At 65.0% G+C, this 15,484-nt stretch carries 16 protein-coding genes and 1 tRNA gene; 4 read left to right on the top strand and 13 right to left on the bottom strand.

All coding sequences use genetic code 11. The features are described 5' to 3' along the window. Positions 1 to 14: 14 nt before the first annotated feature. Positions 15 to 839 (bottom strand): squalene/phytoene synthase family protein, encoded by an 825-nt coding sequence (locus B0G82_RS15605; RefSeq protein WP_121307875.1) that lies wholly within the window; start codon positions 837 to 839, stop codon positions 15 to 17. A gap of 338 nt (positions 840 to 1,177) precedes the next feature. Between B0G82_RS15605 and B0G82_RS15610 the strand changes: the two genes are divergently transcribed. Then, positions 1,178 to 1,264: transfer RNA gene (locus B0G82_RS15610), tRNA-Leu, on the top strand. Positions 1,265 to 1,387: 123 nt separating this feature from the next. Here B0G82_RS15610 and B0G82_RS15615 read toward each other — a convergent pair. Together B0G82_RS15615 and B0G82_RS15620 are read right to left on the bottom strand one after the other, a co-directional pair. After that, positions 1,388 to 2,071 carry an ureidoglycolate lyase gene (locus tag B0G82_RS15615; RefSeq protein ID WP_121307876.1) on the bottom strand — a complete coding sequence of 228 codons (684 nt, stop codon included), beginning with the start codon at positions 2,069 to 2,071 and terminating at the stop codon, positions 1,388 to 1,390. 96 nt (positions 2,072 to 2,167) lie between these two features. Next, positions 2,168 to 2,782, bottom strand: coding sequence for a TetR/AcrR family transcriptional regulator (locus B0G82_RS15620; RefSeq protein ID WP_116141211.1), 615 nt, complete (start codon positions 2,780 to 2,782; stop codon positions 2,168 to 2,170). An 85-nt stretch (positions 2,783 to 2,867) separates the two neighbouring features. Here B0G82_RS15620 and B0G82_RS15625 point away from each other — a divergent pair, with 85 nt between their 5' ends. After that, positions 2,868 to 3,998: an MBL fold metallo-hydrolase gene (locus B0G82_RS15625; RefSeq protein ID WP_121308714.1), complete on the top strand. Its 1,131-nt coding sequence runs from the start codon at positions 2,868 to 2,870 to the stop codon at positions 3,996 to 3,998. Between the two features lie 24 nt (positions 3,999 to 4,022). Here B0G82_RS15625 and B0G82_RS15630 read toward each other — a convergent pair whose 3' ends face one another. Then, entirely contained in the window at positions 4,023 to 4,931 is a 909-nt protein-coding gene (locus B0G82_RS15630; RefSeq protein WP_121307877.1) for a LysR family transcriptional regulator, read from the bottom strand. A gap of 171 nt (positions 4,932 to 5,102) precedes the next feature. Between B0G82_RS15630 and B0G82_RS15635 the strand changes: the two genes are divergently transcribed. Then, complete coding sequence (locus B0G82_RS15635) at positions 5,103 to 5,807, top strand: SDR family NAD(P)-dependent oxidoreductase (protein WP_121307878.1); 705 nt, start codon at positions 5,103 to 5,105, stop codon at positions 5,805 to 5,807. A gap of 85 nt (positions 5,808 to 5,892) precedes the next feature. Here B0G82_RS15635 and B0G82_RS15640 read toward each other — a convergent pair whose 3' ends face one another. The 9 genes from B0G82_RS15640 to B0G82_RS15680 all read right to left on the bottom strand — a co-directional run bounded on the left by B0G82_RS15640 (position 5,893) and on the right by B0G82_RS15680 (position 14,317). Then, positions 5,893 to 6,246, bottom strand: coding sequence for a RidA family protein (locus tag B0G82_RS15640; protein ID WP_116116887.1), 354 nt, complete (start codon positions 6,244 to 6,246; stop codon positions 5,893 to 5,895). 75 nt (positions 6,247 to 6,321) lie between these two features. Continuing rightward, positions 6,322 to 7,494 (bottom strand): FAD-binding oxidoreductase, encoded by a 1,173-nt coding sequence (locus tag B0G82_RS15645; protein ID WP_121307879.1) that lies wholly within the window; start codon positions 7,492 to 7,494, stop codon positions 6,322 to 6,324. Further along, complete coding sequence (locus B0G82_RS15650; RefSeq protein ID WP_121307880.1) at positions 7,487 to 8,893, bottom strand: FAD/NAD(P)-binding oxidoreductase; 1,407 nt, start codon at positions 8,891 to 8,893, stop codon at positions 7,487 to 7,489. Before B0G82_RS15650 ends, B0G82_RS15645 begins: the two co-directional genes overlap by 8 nt. Continuing rightward, a complete protein-coding gene (locus B0G82_RS15655) occupies positions 8,883 to 9,263 on the bottom strand; it encodes a (2Fe-2S)-binding protein (protein ID WP_116141220.1) in 381 nt (126 codons plus the stop codon). The genes B0G82_RS15650 and B0G82_RS15655 overlap by 11 nt, the downstream gene beginning before the upstream one ends. Positions 9,264 to 9,270: 7 nt before the next feature. Further along, positions 9,271 to 10,407: an FAD-dependent oxidoreductase gene (locus tag B0G82_RS15660; RefSeq protein WP_121307881.1), complete on the bottom strand. Its 1,137-nt coding sequence runs from the start codon at positions 10,405 to 10,407 to the stop codon at positions 9,271 to 9,273. Then, entirely contained in the window at positions 10,404 to 11,201 is a 798-nt protein-coding gene (locus tag B0G82_RS15665) for an ABC transporter permease (RefSeq protein ID WP_106283491.1), read from the bottom strand. Before B0G82_RS15665 ends, B0G82_RS15660 begins: the two co-directional genes overlap by 4 nt. A 16-nt stretch (positions 11,202 to 11,217) precedes the next feature. Beyond that, positions 11,218 to 12,090: an ABC transporter permease gene (locus B0G82_RS15670; RefSeq protein WP_121307882.1), complete on the bottom strand. Its 873-nt coding sequence runs from the start codon at positions 12,088 to 12,090 to the stop codon at positions 11,218 to 11,220. Next, complete coding sequence (locus B0G82_RS15675; RefSeq protein ID WP_116141226.1) at positions 12,077 to 13,156, bottom strand: ABC transporter ATP-binding protein; 1,080 nt, start codon at positions 13,154 to 13,156, stop codon at positions 12,077 to 12,079. Before B0G82_RS15675 ends, B0G82_RS15670 begins: the two co-directional genes overlap by 14 nt. Before the next feature lie 93 nt (positions 13,157 to 13,249). After that, on the bottom strand, positions 13,250 to 14,317 hold the full coding sequence (locus B0G82_RS15680; RefSeq protein ID WP_116141228.1) for an ABC transporter substrate-binding protein: 1,068 nt from the start codon (positions 14,315 to 14,317) through the stop codon (positions 13,250 to 13,252). Between the two features lie 157 nt (positions 14,318 to 14,474). Here B0G82_RS15680 and B0G82_RS15685 point away from each other — a divergent pair, with 157 nt between their 5' ends. Beyond that, positions 14,475 to 15,443, top strand: a complete 969-nt coding sequence (locus B0G82_RS15685) for a LysR substrate-binding domain-containing protein (RefSeq protein WP_121307883.1) — start codon at positions 14,475 to 14,477, stop codon at positions 15,441 to 15,443. Positions 15,444 to 15,484: the final 41 nt, after the last annotated feature.

The following is a 15,484-nucleotide window of genomic DNA, read 5'->3' on the forward strand; positions in this document are numbered from 1 at the left end:
GCCAGTAGCTCCGTTTACTTCGCGCGCCATGCGATCCAAAGCTTGCGAATCGGCGTCAACGCGATGCGCTGATGCAGAACGTGATAGCCGTCGCGTTCGATTTCATCCAGCAGAGCCAACGCCAAGGCAACCTGCGCGACGAGCGTGCGCTGCGAGCGGCGCTCGACGGCGGGCACGGCGCGGAGCGCGGTCTGCAACGCGTCGCGAGCGCGCTTCGTCTCGAAGCGCATCAACTCGGTGAACGCGTCGCTATATTTTCGATTGATCAGATCCGCAGCGGTCACATTGAAGCGCTGCATTTCGTCGATGGGAATGTAGATGCGGCCATGGCGCGCGTCATTGCCCGTTTCGACAACGAACTGCGCGAGCAGCAGCGCCTCGCCGAGCGCCGCGGACCAGTTCGACGCCTGCGCGGCATCTTTCGCCGTGGCGCGCGCGACCAGCGACGCGAACGTGCCGCCAACGCCTTGCACATAGCGCAGCAGATTCGGATAGTCGAGGTAGCGCGCCTGGTCGAGATCCATCTCGAAGCCGGCAAGCAAGGCTTGCAGCATCGGGTATTCGGCCTTCACGTCGGGCAGGTAGGCGGCCAGCGCCTTGGACACCGGATGCGACGGCGAGCCCGACGCCAGCGCGGCGAGTTCGTTCTGCCACCACGCGAGTTTCGTGCGGCCGATGGCCGGATCGCTGGTCTCCTTGACCGTTTCCTCGAACTCGCGGCGCAGTGCGAACAGCGCGGTCAACAGCGGCTGGCTGGCTGCGGGCGCCTGCCGAAGTGCATAGTAAGTACTCGATCCGGGCGGCGCCGCTTTCTGCTGGCAATATTCGTCGAAATTCACGGGATTGGTTTTGGGGAAGGGCAGGCGAAGAGGGCGCACGCTGGGCGTGCGTCAAGCCAAAAATTGTAGCATCGGCGCCGTCCGGACAGATGCCGGGCAAATGCAGACAAGCGCGAATCAATCGGTTAGAATCTCGCGCTTACGCTTTCGGGCGCGTGTTTTCGACGCGGCTGACAGCACGCGGAACAACAGGCAGGCGCAGTGTGTCATGCCCGCCTGCGCGGGCGGTGGCGGGGTTAAAGTTGTTGGAACCCGCGTAGAATAAAAGGCTGTTGCTGGAATTGCGGCGAGTTGTTTCGCTTGCGAGACCGCAGTGGTCCTGCCTGCAGTAAAAATTCGCGTGAGTGGCGAAATTGGTAGACGCACCAGGTTTAGGTCCTGACGCCAGAAATGGTGTGCCGGTTCGAGTCCGGCCTCACGCACCAGGAAATAAGGCCACGTTCCGTAAGGGAACGTGGCCTTTTCTACATCCGCGGCGCGCCCACATGCGCTGCCACAACACCTCCGCTTTCCGCAAGCGCTGCGCCATCACCTCGTTCTTCCTACCGCTACAGGCGGTCGCCGCTTCGCCCGGACAGTGGGACGTCACGCACGATCGGCGCCTCGAGCAGGCAACCGAACTCGCGGGCAAAGTCGACAGAGACCCGTGCGTGGACCGCGCCCTGCTTATCGAAGAACCGCTGCGTCCCTTCAAGCGTGAACACCCCTTCATGCCAGATGCCCGGATGAATGTAGAGCCCTTGCTTGCCGTCGAAGCGAAAGCACACGAACTTCTCCGGCGCGATGTCGTCGCCGGGCAATGCCAGGGGAACGTAGAACGGGCGATGGTCCAGCGGAAAGAACAGTTGGCCGCCATCCGGATGGTAGTTCGCGTGCCACAGCAACATGCGTTCCGGTGCGTGGGCGCTGTCGTCGCGCGCGGCTTCAGGCTCGGTTGCGTAGGCAAGAACGTAGTGGCCGCCCACAGCCTCGTTGCGGCCGTAGAGAATGTCGCCGCGCCATTCGCTTACGAACGTGCCTTCGGTGGTGCCGGCCTCATCGCCGGTTCCGGGGTCGATGGGCCGCGAGCCCACCGACGGCCACTGCACGATCTCGATCGGACACTCGCTCGGGTCCGCTACGAGCCGGCCAAATCCATCGAGCGTTGCCGGCGTGGCGTCGACCACGGGCATCGATACGCGCCGGAGGCCGGCCGGAAGGGCGGGGTTGAGGTAGTCGATCTTTTGGGACATCGGCACAGTTTGAACGGGTCGAAAATCTTGATTGTAGACGCTCGTACATGGCGTTTGGCCGGGCTTTATGCCCATGCAGGCGGCCCGGCGGTCCGCTCATGCATAGCGTGCGAGGAACATGTCAGCGGCCGATTCCGCGACCCGCTTTTGCTCCAGTTCGCCGAGCGGCGCCTGGCCCATCGTCACCTGCGGCCAGAAGGCGAAAGCCTTCACCAGCGCCTGCATCTGCAGCGCCGCGAAGAGCGGATCGTCGGTCTTGAGGCGGCCGTCGGCGGCGGCAGCGCGGATCCACACGGTCAGGTCTTCCTCGCGTTCACCGAGTCGGGCGACCATGTCTCGCGCTCGTTCCGGCGAATGGATGCCGGCCGCGATCGCCACACGTGCCAGCGACAGGAAGGACTCGTCGTTCAGCAGCCGCAGCTTGCGGCCCAACAGGTCGAGCAACTGTGTGCGCAATGGCTGGTCGGCGCGGTAGGCGGGTGCATCGCCACTCTGGCTCGCGTCCCATAGCTGATGGAGAATCGCCGCAAAAAGCGCTTCCTTGCTCGGGAAATGGTTGTAGACCGTACGTTTCGAGACATTCGCGCGGGCGGCGATACGGTCCATGCTGGTCGCGTCGTAACCGGCCGCGAGGAATTCCTCGATCGCGGCGCCGACGATGGCGACACGCTTGCGGTCAGTCAGGCGTTGGTGAGTGGTACTTGGATCCATCGAGAGATTTTACACCGGGCAGTTTACTTTTCTCGAAAACAAACTACACTGCCGAGTGTACATTTTTCTTTGGACGGCCTACCTCATGACGTCGCTTCCCGCTCTTGTGAGCCGCGTGCTCGGCTTTACCGCCGCGCGTCGCGGCCGCGCGTTGTCCAGCACCTCGCCGCAGCACGACGGCGAACGCTTTCGCAACGTCAAGCCGCGTCCCACTGAAGGCCTGCGCAAGACGCTCGGCATTGTGTGGAACGTGTTGCTCAACAAGCCGAGCGGCACCGTGCCGGCCGAGGCGTTGCCCGTCGACGCGCTGACGCGCGCGCAGCTCGATGCGGCGCCCGACCGCAGCCTCTACCGGCTCGGCCATTCGACGATGCTGCTGAAGCTGCGCGGCCAGTTCTGGCTGACCGATCCGGTGTTCGCCGAACGTGCCTCGCCGTTCCGGCATCTCGGCCCGAAGCGCTTCCATGCGCCGCCGATCGCGCTCGCCGATTTGCCGCCGTTGCGCGGCGTGATCCTGTCGCACGATCACTACGATCACCTGGATCGCGAAACCGTGCTCGCGCTCGCGGAGACCACCGGCGTGTTTCTGACGCCGCTCGGCGTCGGCGACCGGCTGATCGAATGGGGCATCGACGCGTCGAAGGTGCGGCAGTTCGATTGGTGGCAGGGCACCGAGGTCGACGGTGTGCAGTTCAGCGCTGCGCCCGCGCAGCACTTTTCCGGCCGCAGCCTGTTCGACGGCAACAGTACGTTGTGGGCATCGTGGGTGATCGTCGACGATGATCTGCGCGTGTTCTTCAGCGGCGATACGGGCTACTTCGATGGTTTCAGGACGATCGGCGAGCGGCTTGGGCCGTTCGACGTCACGCTGGTCGAGACGGGCGCTTACGATGCGCAGTGGCCGTACGTTCACATGCAGCCCGAAGAAACCGTGCAGACGCACATCGATCTGCGCGGCCGTTGGCTCGTGCCGATTCACAACGGCACCTTCGACCTCGCCATGCACCGCTGGCAGGAGCCGTTCGAAAGGGTGATGGCACTGGCCCTTGCGCGCGGTGTCGCGTTGTCGACGCCACGCATGGGCGAACGGCTGGATCTGAGCGCGCCGCATCGCGGCGAACGCTGGTGGCGCCACGTCGGCGAGACCGTCGCTGCGCCAAAGTCCGCGTGGCGACTGTGTAGCGCGCGCAATGCCGGTGACACGGAGTCTTCATGAGCTGTTGCGGGCTTCCGCTTGCGTTCAGAACGGCACCTGCCGACGGCATACGTCGAGAACCAATTGCCGAAACCAGCGATGAACCGGATCATTCTCTAAACGGGGATGCCACATCTGGGAAATCGTAAAGCGATCTGTGGTTACGGGAAGCTCAAAAGAGTGGACGGATTCGCTCTGCTGGGCGTTCACGAAAGATGCGGGCAGGAGCGCGACCAGATCGGATGCTCGCGCCACCGCCAACGCGGCCGGAAAACTCGGCACGACCGCCATAGTCGTTCGCTCCAATCCCAGCAAGGCAATCGCGGCGTCAAGCGAATCAATTATCTGGCGACCGTGCGGCGCGACCACGTGGCCAAATGCTGCGTATTGTTCGGTAGTCACGTCCTGTTTCATGTCAAGGGGATGCCCCTTTCTGACCACAGCCACGTAGCGGTCTCGAAACAGCGCCCGCACGCGAATTTCAGGTCCCATTTCTTCCAGCACGCCGATCTCGAGATCGGCCGAACCATTTCGCAGAAACTCCGCGCTCTTTTCCGATTTGGAGGAAAAGTGCAGACGCACGAGCGGCGCAATCGCGCTCACTTCAGCAATCAATGCTGCGCCGAAGGCTTCCACGAAAGCTTCATTGGCACGAATCCTCAGGGTTCTGCGCAGCGTTGAAAAATCTGCTGCCGTCGACGACGGACAAAGCAACGAACGCGCCTCGAGAACGATGTTTTGTGTTTGCTCCCGAATCGCTTCGGCATGCGGAGTCAGCACCATAGTGCGCCCCGCCCGCACCAGCAATGGATCGCCGGTCGCGGTGCGAAGGCGGGTCAGCGTGCGGCTCATCGCGGACGCGCTGAGATGCAACGATCGAGCGGCACGTGTGACGTTTTTCTCGGTCAGCAACGCATCGAGCGCGAAGAGTAGATTGAGGTCCGGTTCTGGCATCGCTTGATCGTGGTAAGCAAGGTGAGGTAGGGCGTTCGATGCATATATTAAGTGCATTCAGTGCGGCTTCCGCCATGCCCGATGAACCACTACATTGGTTTGCGTGATCGACCCGACAGGATCGCTCTCGTTACTCAGGTTCGAGAGCAGCTTTGTTTATCGAGGATGCCAATGCAAGACACACCTTCGCAGAAAACCGTTCTCCTTATCGGCGCCTCGCGCGGCCTTGGCCTGGCGATGGCCGAGGAGTTTTTGAAGCGCGGCTACCGAGTCATCGCTACCGGGCGAGCTGCCTCTACAGAAAAGCTTCAGCATCTTGCCAACGCTTGCGCTGGTGCGCTCGAAGTGGAGACTGTGGATATCACGATTCCCGGGCAGATCGCAGCGCTGCGCGCCCGCCTTGAAGGTCGGCGTGTCGATGTGCTTTTCGTGAACGCGGGCGTGAAGAACGACGATCGTGAAACGCTGGCGGACGTCTCGACCGAGGAATTTGTGCGCGTGATGGTCACGAACTCGCTGAGTCCGATGAGGGTCATCGATGCGTTTCAGGACCTGGTCCCGCCGGATGGAACGATCGGTGTCATGTCGTCGGGGCAGGGCAGTATCACCAATGCCACCAACGCGAACTATGAAGTCTACCGAGGGAGCAAGGCCGCATTGAACATGTTCATGCGTACCTTCGCGGCGCGTAGCGCGAGTTATCCGCGCAGCCTTCTGCTCATGGCGCCCGGATGGGTGCAGACAGATATGGGTGGCCCTACGGCGCGCTTGACCATCGAGGAAAGCATTCCGAACCTCGTCAATACCATCGAGGCTTACGAAGGGCGCGCGGGTTTGCATTACCTCGACTATCTCGGACGCGCCGTGCCCTGGTGACGGGCCGCTCGCCAACCTGATGGATCCGGCGGCGAGGCATCGGCACGCCGTGATCAGCACGGCGCGGTTGCGCTAACTGCGTTACTCAACCCAGCGCCACGACCGCGATCTCCACCAGCAGCTCGGGCGCGGCAAGCTTCGCTTGCACCGTCGCGCGTGCGGGTGCGTGACCTTGCGGAACCCACGCGTCCCACACCTCGTTCATGCCGGCGAAATCGCGGCCAATGTCCGCGAGCCAGACTTGTGCGGAAACGAGGCGCGTCTTGTCGATGCCCGCCTTCTCCAGATAGCCGTCGATCTTTTCCAGCACCTTCGCGGTCTGAAGTTTGACGTCCGGGGTGTGATCGGCGGAAGTCTGGCCGCCGACGAACACGAGGCCGCCTGCTTTGACGACGCGGCTCATACGTTGGTTGGTGTCGATACGAACGATATCGGTCATGACAATCTCTCCATTTGAAAAGGCGAACGAGGCCGCCGCGCGCTTCGACTGAAGGGCTCGACGGAAAAAAACAGGTCAATGCGCAACGAGATGCGAAGCGCCAGGGCGGGAAGCCGCGGTCGTGCGGCCAAAACGATCGATGGCAAACGCATCGAGCGAAAGCGAGGGTTTGCCGTCCAGCATCAGTTCGGACATGAGTTGGCCGCAACCCGGCCCGAGTTGGAAGCCGCTGCCGCAATAGCCGAACGAGTAATACAGATTCGACGCCTTGCGGCTCGCGGAAATGACCGGCAGTTCATCTTCCGTAAAAGCTTCGACGCCGGCCCACGCGCGGTTCACGCCGAGATGGCGCAGGTGAGGAAACAGATCCGTCACGGTTCGCGCGCTGCGCACGAGGCGGGCAAAATCGACTTCGCCGTGACGATTCGCCAGATCCGCGATGCCAATCAGTTTGCCGCCGATCACCACCGTGCCGTTGTCGAACTGCTTGAAGGACAATGGCCGGCCTGTTGCGCCGAGCGTCGCGCGGCAGAAGGGCGCCACACGCTGCGTGACCATCAGCATCAAACCTTCGGGATGCACCGGCACGCTCTCGTCGACCTGCTTCGCCAACTCGCCGGACCATGCGCCCGCGGTGACGAGCAACTGGTTCGCGCTGAACGTGCCGTGCGGCGTGACGGCGAACCACCTTGTGCCGCGCTGCTCGATGCGCCGCACCGGCGTGCCTTCCAGAAAACGTGCGCCGAGCCGCTGCGCGGCGAGCCGGAATGCCGTGGTGGTGCGATAAGGCAGCGCGTAGCCGTCGCGCTCGACCCAGATGCCGCCGGTGACATGCCGCGCGAGCGCCGGTTCGAGTTCGAGCACGGTGTCGCGATCGATCACCTTCTCGTGCGTGAATCCATGCGATTCGAGCTGCGCGACGCGCTGGCGGCAAGCGTCGAGTTCGTCATCCGTTTCGGCGATCTTCAACTGGCCGGATGCCACGAAGCCGCTGTTCTCGCCGAGCAGATCGCTCATGCCGTGCCAGATTTCCCGCGACATCAGCGCGAGCGGAATCTCGGGCAACGGTCGGCCCAGCGTGCGCACGCCGCCCGCGTTCACGCCCGACGCATGACGCGCCACGTAGTCGGTTTCGAGCACGATTACCTTCGCACCGCGCCGCGCCAGATGGAACGCGCTGCTCGTGCCGTGCAGGCCGCCACCGACCACGAGGACATCGGCTTCCTGGATGTCGGTCGTGTCACTCACCGGCGAGTTCTCCAAGCGTGAGCGGCTTGATCGGTGGACGGATGCGGTAATAGCCGACTTCGGCGGGCGAGACGCGGCGCGCATCGGCGATCACTTCAGTCACCGTGAGACCGCACATGCGTCCCTGACACGGACCCATGCCGCAGCGTCCGAACGACTTCGCCTGATTCGGACCGACGCAGCCGAGTTCGACGAACTTGCGCAACTCGCCCGCGGTGACTTCCTCGCAACGGCAGACGATGGTCTCGTCGCGCGGAATGCGGTTGACGTCGCGCGGACGATACAGGCTGTCGAGAAACGGCCGGATGCGCATGACGCCCGCGAGCGCGCGGCGATGTGCGACGGCTTCGGCATCGCGTACCTCGGCCGTCAGCGCGCCGAGCTGCGCGGCCGCCGCGAGACCCGCGAGCGCACCCTGCAAGGCCGCCGCCTGCGCGCCGCCGATGCCCGCGCCATCGCCCGCGACAAAGATGCCGGGCACGTCCAGTTCACCCCACGCGTCGACTTTCGGGGTGAAACACAGTTGTGCGTCGTCCCAGCGGTGCGTGGCGCGCAGCGCCTGCGTGAATTGCGTGTTCGGCACGACGCCCTGATGCAGCAGGATCACATCGGCTTCGATACGATGCGCGGTGCCTTGCGTCGTGAAGTGCAGCGCGGCGGCACGCTCGACATGATCCGTACCGATGCGCGCTTCCACGCGCAGATTGTCGGCGGCCTCGAAGATCGGCACGTTCGCTTCGCGCAGCGTGCGAATCAGTTGCAAGCCTTTGCTCAGGAACGGCCACGCGCGCAGCGCCGCCAACGCATGCCGCTTCGCGCGCCAGCGGTCTTCATGGCGCGTGGTATCGACCAGCGCGCGGATCGGCACGCCGGCGCGCACGTATTGCCAGCCGAGCAGATACAGCAGCGGCCCGCAGCCCGCGAGCACCGGCGGCGCGGCAGGTACTTCGCCCGCGCTCTTCAACAGGATCTGCGCCGCGCCCGCCGTCAGCACGCCAGGCAGCGTCCAGCCGGGAATCGGAAAGGGCCGCTCCAGCGCGCCGCTGGCGAGAATCACGCGTTGCGCGTCGAAGCTGCCGATCTTGCCGTCCCGCAGATAATTGACGCCGCGCTCGCGCGTGACTTGCCATACCGTCGCCTGGGTCAGGTGCCGCGCGCCCGAAGCGGCGAATGCTTCGGCAATGGCGGCGCCCGCCGCGTAGTCCGGCCCGAGAATCTCCTTGCGGCGTGCGTCGGCTCGGCCGATGGCGCGATAGATCTGGCCGCCCACGGCGTCCTGTTCGTCGATCAGCACCGTTGAGAGGCCGGCGCGGGCCGCGCGCGTCGCCGCGCTCATGCCGGCGGGACCGGCGCCGATCACGACGATGTCGACGGCTTCGGAAGCGAAATCAGCGCTCATGGGCATTCTCCAGCGATGCGTCGGTCGGGGCAGTCGCGCCCAACGGCGGCAGATCGCGTGCGCCTTCCTGCGAGCGGATGCGCATGCCGGCTTTGACTTCGACCATGCAGGCCTGACGGCTCGGCATGCCGTCGATCTCGACGAGGCAGTCGAAGCACGCGCCCATCATGCAGAAGGGCGCGCGCGCTGCGCCAGAGACGGGCGTCGCGCGAAAGCGCGATACGCCCGCCGCAAGCAGGGCCGCCGCGACCGAGCGGCCGCCCGGCACGGACAGCGGCCGGTCGTTGAACCAGATGGCGACGTGCGTGGCGGCCGAGCCTTGCGCGCCCGGCAACGGCTTGAAAAGCGTGTGAGTGGATTGGGTAGTCATGTCGGATTCAATGAGCGGGAGTCAGTTCACCGGCGTGCTCGAAGCGGCGCGCGGAAAAATGGGGCAGTTCGTCGGGCATCGGCGCGCCCATGATCCACGGCGCGACGCGCAGCGCATGCGCGGCCGCCAGCGTCACGCCGCTATGGCAGGTCACGACGAACGCGCCGGGGTGCGCCGCGGAGCGGTCGTAGATCGGGAAGCCGTCGGGGCTGTAGACGCGCAACGCGGCCCACATGCGCACGAGCCGTACGTGCTGCAACATCGGGAAGGCGCGCACGCCACGCCGGGCGATGTCGGTCAGCACGTGCGTGGTGGTGAAATCGTTGAAGCCGACTTCTTCCATGGAATCGCCGAACTGCACGCTGCCCTCGTCGGTCTGGCGAACGTTGAGCGTCGGATAGTCGAGAAAGCGAGCGACGCGTTCGCTCACCAGCACTTGCCCGCGATTGGGCGCGACCGGAGCGTCGAGTCCGACGAACGGCGCGAGCGCGCGATTGCCGAGTCCCGCGGCGAGCACCACGCGCGACGCGCGATACGTCCCGCGTCTGCCGTGCACGACGAAGCCCTGCGCTTGCGGCTCGATGCGCTCCGCGCGTTCGCCCGACACGAGCCGCACGCCCCGCGCCTGCATGGCGGTATGCAGCCCGCGCAGCAGCTTGAGCGGATTGACGTGACCGTCCATCGGCGAATAGCTCGCGCCGATCACCGCCGGGCCGATGTGCGGAATGCGCGCGCGGACTTCGGCGGCATCGAGCATCTGATACGGGTAATCGCCCAGTTCGGCTTGCAGCGTCGAGAGGCGTTTGTCGCGTTCGGCGAGTTCGTTGTCGTTGAAGCAGAAGTGAAAGCCGCCCGGCTGGCGCAACGCCACGTCCACGCCGGTTTCGTCCAGCAGCGCCTGCGCGAGTCCCGGCCAGCGCGTGGCCGAACTGCGCGACCAGCGTGCATAAGGCGACAGGCCGTAGCCCTTGCCCTGAATCCAGACGAGGCCGAAATTGCCGCGCGACGCGCGCAAACCGCCGTCGTCCTCGTCGAGCACGGTCACGCGCGCGCCTTCGCGGGCGAGTCCGTAGGCCACGGCCGAACCGACCAGGCCGCCGCCGAGCACCAGCACGTCGGGGCTGGCGGTGTTAGTCAATGTCATCGGGTTTCTCCGATCAGAATGCGATCCAGTCCGACCATGCGGTCGAGCAGGATCATCAGAAGGACCGTGCCGACGATCAGCACCGCCGACACCGAAGCGACCAGCGGATCGATCGTCTGCGCGATCTGGTTGTACATGGCCACGGGCAGTGTGGTCGTGCCCGGCGTTGCGACGAAGATGGTCATGGTCAGTTCGTCGAAACTCTGGATGAACGAGAGCACCCAGCCGCCCGCCACGCCGGTGCGGATCATCGGCAGGACGACGCGGCGAAACGCGGTGAAGCGGCTCGCGCCACAGGAGAGCGCGGCGCGCTCGGCATCGCGATCGAGCCCGACGGCCGACGACAGCGCAAGCCGCAACGCATACGGCAGCACGATGATCACGTGCGCGCAGACCAGCGACCAGAACGAGCCCGACAGATGCAGCAGCGACAGAAAGCGCAGGAACGCGATGCCGAGCACGACAGCGGGAATCATCATCGGTGAGAGGAAGAAGCTGGTGAGCGCGGCGCGGCCCGGGAAGCGATAGCGCGCGATCGCCAGCGCGGCGGGCACCGCGAGCAGCACGCCGATGCTCGCCGCCGCGAACGCGAGCCGCACCGACAGCCAGAACGCCGCGACGATGTCGCCGTTTTCGATGATCGCGCGGAACCAGCGCAGCGACGCGCCATCGAAAGGCATCGAGATGAAGCCCTTGTCGGTGAAGGCCACCATCACCACCACCACGAGCGGCGCGAGGATGAAGGTCAGAAAGAATGCGTTGTAGACGAGCCCGAGAATGCCGTTCTGTTTCATGATCGCTCTCCCTCGCTCAATCGAAGATGTGCTGGAAGCGGCGCTCGGCGAGGCGGCTGCAGCCCATCACGATCGCCACGTTGGCGATCAGCAGCAGCACGGCGATGCTCGCGCCGAGCGGCCAGTTGAGCGTGCCGAGGAACTCGTCGTAAGCGGCGGTGGCGACCACCTTGAGGCGCCGGCCGCCGATCAGCGCCGGCGTGGCGAACGCCGATGCCGACAAGGCGAATACGATGATCGAGCCCGACAGCACGCCCGGCATGATCTGCGGCAGCACTACGCGGCGAAACACCGCGAACGGCGAGCCGCCGAGCGAGCGGCCGGCCCATTCCACTTGCGGGTCGAGTTTCTGCATGGTCGCCCACACCGACATCACCATGAAGGGCACCAGCACATGCGTGAGCGCGATGATCATGCCCGTCATGGTGAAGACGAGACGGATGGGTTCGTCCGTCACATGCAGCGCCTGGAGCAAGTTGTTCAGCACGCCGTTGTTGCCGAGCAGGATCTGCCAGCCGAGCGTGCGCACCACCACGGAGATGAGCAGCGGACCGAGCACGACTAGCAGACACAGCGACTGCCATGGCCGCTTCATGCGCGCGAGCACGATGGTCTCCGGCACGCCGAGCACGATGGACAGCAGCGTGACGGCGAAGGCGAGGCCGGCGGTGCGCAGAAAGATCGTGCCGTAGTACGGATCGCTAACCACTTCCCAATAGTTCGCGAACGTATAGGCGGCCGTGACGCCGGCCGTATCGCTGAACACGCGGAACGACAGCATCAGCGTGAGCAGCAGCGGCACCAGCAACAGGCCGACGAACAGCAGCAGCGCGGGCCCCGACAGCAGCCACGGCGCGGCGCCGGGGCGGGCGTCGTCAAGCGTGGCCATGAGCGCTCTCCGGAGTGTCTTGCGTGAGCACGCGCAGGTCGTCGTCGGTCCATGCGAGGCCGACTTCGTGGCCTTCCTCGGGCGGCGGCGCGCCATGGTTCGGCTGCGCGACGCGCAGCTTGCCGAGTTCGGTGTCCACTTCGAGCAGCCACTGATTGCCGACGAACACGCGCGTCGCGATGCGGCCGCGCAGGCGGGCCTCGCCATTGGCCAGATGAACCTTTTCCGGGCGGATATAAACGTTCACCGTGCCGTCGACATGACGGCCTTCGTGCGGCACATGCAGCGTCGTGCCGGCCACGGCGACTTCCGCGCAGCGCGGATTGCGGCGCAGCACCTCGCCCGAAAGCGCATTGGTGCGGCCGAGGAACGTCGAAGCAAACGGCGTGGCGGGGCGCTCGTACGCGTCATACGGCGTGCTCAGTTGCGCAATCGCGCCGCGATGCATCACCGCGATGCGGTCGCTCATGGTCATCGCTTCGACCTGATCGTGCGTGACGAGAATCGTCGTGATGCCGAGGCGCTTCTGGATCGCGCGCAGTTCGATGTGCATCTCTTCGCGCAGCTTGGCGTCGAGATTGGACATCGGCTCGTCGAGCAGCAGCAGTTCCGGCTGCATGGCGATGGCGCGCGCAATCGCCACACGCTGACGCTGGCCACCCGACAGTTCCTTCGGATAGCGGTGGCCGAGGCCTTTCAGGCGCACGAGGGAAAGCGCTTCGGCGACGCGCTCGTCGCGCTCCTTGCGTTTGACCTTGCGCATCTCCAGCCCGAAGCCGACGTTGCCCGCCACCGTCATGTGCGGAAACAGCGCATAGCTCTGGAACACCACGCCGATGCCGCGCTTCTCGGGACGTTCGCTGGTGATGTCGCGGCCATCGAGCAGAATGCGGCCGGTGGTCGGCGTGACGAAGCCCGCGACCATTTGCAGCGTGGTGGTCTTGCCGCAGCCGGAGGGTCCGAGCAGCGACAGCAATTCGCCGCGTTCGACCGCGAGATCGAGTTGATCGACCGCCGTAAAATCGCCGTAGCGTTTCGAGATGCCTTGCAGAGTCAGGAAGGCCATGCGCCTCGCTCCTTCATCAGATCGCGCGTCGCGCGAGGAACCCGCTGGTGCCGCGCCTGGGTCCGCGTTTGGTGCCTCACTGGGTGCCGCATTTCAGCGTTCGACCGAACGGTTCCAGCGCTCGGTCCATTCGGTCCGGTGCTGGTTGATCGTGGTCCAGTCCATCGCGGTCAGCTTCGAGATCTGCTCGGGACCGTAGGGCACGCGCGCGGCGATCTCAGGCGTGAGCTTGACGGTCTTGTTGACCGGACCCAGACCGATGCCTTGGGCCTGCAAGACCTGCACTTCCGGGCTCAACAGGTATTGCACGAACTGCTGCGACAACTGCGGCTGCGCGTTCTCCGCAATCGCGCAGGCCGCCACCTCCAACGCGACCGCGCCTTCCTTCGGGTAAATGAACTTGAGCGGGAAGCCGGTGTTCTGCAAGGCGACCGCGCGGCCGCTGCCGTACGGCGCGAGGATCACGTCGCCGGACTGCATCTGGCCGTCCATCTCGCCGGGCGTCGGCGCCCAGGACAGCACGTTCGGCGCGACCTGTTTGGTCATCGCGGCGAAGCCGGGGTCGATGTTCTTTTCGCCACCGCCGGAAAGACGCGCGAGCATCACGAGCGTATGCAGGCCGTAGGTATTGGTGATCGGCGGCACGCCGAGTTTGCCCTTGATGCGGCTGTCGGTGAGCGCCTTCCACGAGTCGGGCGGCGGCAGGCCGGCCTTCTTGAAGGCCTCCTCGTTATAGCCGATGCCGGTCGCCACCATGCCGACGCCGATCGCGCTCGGCCCGATCCTCGCGAGCGGGTAGACGTCCTTCATCACGGGCGCGTCGTCGAGCTTCGCGCACAGGTTGAGCTGCATCGCCTGGTACATGGGGCCGTCGTCCATTACCGCGACGTTGATCTGCTGATGGCCTTTCTGCGCCTGCAGCTTGGCAAGCGTGTCGCTCGAATTGCCGGCGACGTAGACGATCTTGACGTTATGCGCCTTCTCGAACGGCGGGATGATTTTCTGCCGGTAGAGCTGCTCGTTCGAGCCGCCGACGTTGGCGACATAGAGCGTGGTGTCGGCCTGCGCGAGGAGCGGAGCGGCGAGGGCGGAAGCGGCGAGAAGCGCCGCGAAGGTGGGGCGGGACGAGGCGGACAGGCGGCGATGCAACGCTCTTTTCATGACGACGATCTCCAGTTCCGGTGTGGGGACGCGGGCTTCGCTGCCCGTCGTTGGAATGCAGTGTCGCGCCGGCTATTCATGCCGTCCAATACGAATAAAATACCTATCTATGCATGGATGATATGGATTGAAGGGTGCCGTCTAAGGGAGAATACGGATGAATCTCAAGCACATCGAGGCGTTCCGCGCGGTGATGGTGTCGGGGTCGATGACCGCCGCGGCCAAGGCGCTCTTCACGTCGCAGCCGAACGTGAGCCGTCTGATCGCGCAACTCGAGCGCGACACGGGGCTGCAACTCTTTCAGCGCAGCGGCGTGCGGCTGATTCCCACGAGCGAGGGCGAAGCGTTCTTTCGCGAAGTGGAGCGCGCGTTTGTGGGTTTGCAGGGTCTGGCGAATGCCGCGGCGCAGATTCGCAATCTCGGCAGCGGCCGTCTGCGCATCGCGGCGATGCCGTCCGCAGGCATGACGCTGGTGCCGCACGCCATCAAGCGTTTTGTCGCGCGGTTTCCCGATGTCACCGTGTCGCTGCACGTGAATACGTCGGGCACGGTCAATCATTGGACGGCCTCGCAGTTCTGCGATCTGGGTGTGGCGGTGTATGTCAGCGAGGCATCCGATTGCGAGGTCGAACAGCTATCGGACGTGGCTGCCGTTTGCGTGATGCCGGCGGCGCATCGGCTGGCGGCGAAGCGCAGTATCAAGCCGGAGGATCTGGAAGGCGAGCCGTTCATTTCGCTGTGTCACGGCGACGGCACGCGCACCTTGATGGACGAAGTGTTCCAGCGCGCGGGCGTGCAGCGCGTCATGTCGATCGAGGCGCAATACGCGGCGATGTGCTGCGAGATGGTCCGCCACGGCATGGGCGTGACCCTCGCGCATCCCATCGTCGCGCGCGACTTCGCCGGGCCGGAAATCGTGATTCGCCCATTCCTGCCGGCCACGCGCTTTCAGACCTATCTGCTGTTTCCTCCGCACAGGCCGCGGGAGCGGCTGGCGTCGGCGTTTGTCGAGGTCTTGCGGGAACTGCATGAGGAACTGCTCGCCGAGGTCGTGCCGCCGGCGCGGAGTCGGGCAGGACGCGGGCGCGCGGGGTCGCGGGCCGAGGCGGGAGGGGACAGGCTTTGAAGATGCCCGGTGCGCCTTGTCTCGCCTGCCGGTATATCCTG

Source organism: Paraburkholderia sp. BL17N1 (assembly GCF_003634175.1).
Lineage (GTDB): Bacteria > Pseudomonadota > Gammaproteobacteria > Burkholderiales > Burkholderiaceae > Paraburkholderia.

Excerpts from the sequence above, each read along its gene's own strand:
- B0G82_RS15675 (WP_116141226.1), bottom strand. The coding sequence starts at position 13,156 with ATGGCCTTCCTGACTCTGCAAGGCATCTCGAAACGCTACGGCGATTTT.
- B0G82_RS15620 (WP_116141211.1), bottom strand. The coding sequence starts at position 2,782 with ATGGATCCAAGTACCACTCACCAACGCCTGACTGACCGCAAGCGTGTC.
- B0G82_RS15670 (WP_121307882.1), bottom strand. The coding sequence starts at position 12,090 with ATGGCCACGCTTGACGACGCCCGCCCCGGCGCCGCGCCGTGGCTGCTG.
- B0G82_RS15660 (WP_121307881.1), bottom strand. The coding sequence starts at position 10,407 with ATGACATTGACTAACACCGCCAGCCCCGACGTGCTGGTGCTCGGCGGC.
- B0G82_RS15630 (WP_121307877.1), bottom strand. The coding sequence starts at position 4,931 with ATGCCAGAACCGGACCTCAATCTACTCTTCGCGCTCGATGCGTTGCTG.
- B0G82_RS15640 (WP_116116887.1), bottom strand. The coding sequence starts at position 6,246 with ATGACCGATATCGTTCGTATCGACACCAACCAACGTATGAGCCGCGTC.
- B0G82_RS15680 (WP_116141228.1), bottom strand. The coding sequence starts at position 14,317 with ATGAAAAGAGCGTTGCATCGCCGCCTGTCCGCCTCGTCCCGCCCCACC.
- B0G82_RS15635 (WP_121307878.1), top strand. The coding sequence starts at position 5,103 with ATGCAAGACACACCTTCGCAGAAAACCGTTCTCCTTATCGGCGCCTCG.
- B0G82_RS15615 (WP_121307876.1), bottom strand. The coding sequence starts at position 2,071 with ATGTCCCAAAAGATCGACTACCTCAACCCCGCCCTTCCGGCCGGCCTC.
- B0G82_RS15655 (WP_116141220.1), bottom strand. The coding sequence starts at position 9,263 with ATGACTACCCAATCCACTCACACGCTTTTCAAGCCGTTGCCGGGCGCG.
- B0G82_RS15665 (WP_106283491.1), bottom strand. The coding sequence starts at position 11,201 with ATGAAACAGAACGGCATTCTCGGGCTCGTCTACAACGCATTCTTTCTG.
- B0G82_RS15625 (WP_121308714.1), top strand. The coding sequence starts at position 2,868 with ATGACGTCGCTTCCCGCTCTTGTGAGCCGCGTGCTCGGCTTTACCGCC.
- B0G82_RS15650 (WP_121307880.1), bottom strand. The coding sequence starts at position 8,893 with ATGAGCGCTGATTTCGCTTCCGAAGCCGTCGACATCGTCGTGATCGGC.
- B0G82_RS15685 (WP_121307883.1), top strand. The coding sequence starts at position 14,475 with ATGAATCTCAAGCACATCGAGGCGTTCCGCGCGGTGATGGTGTCGGGG.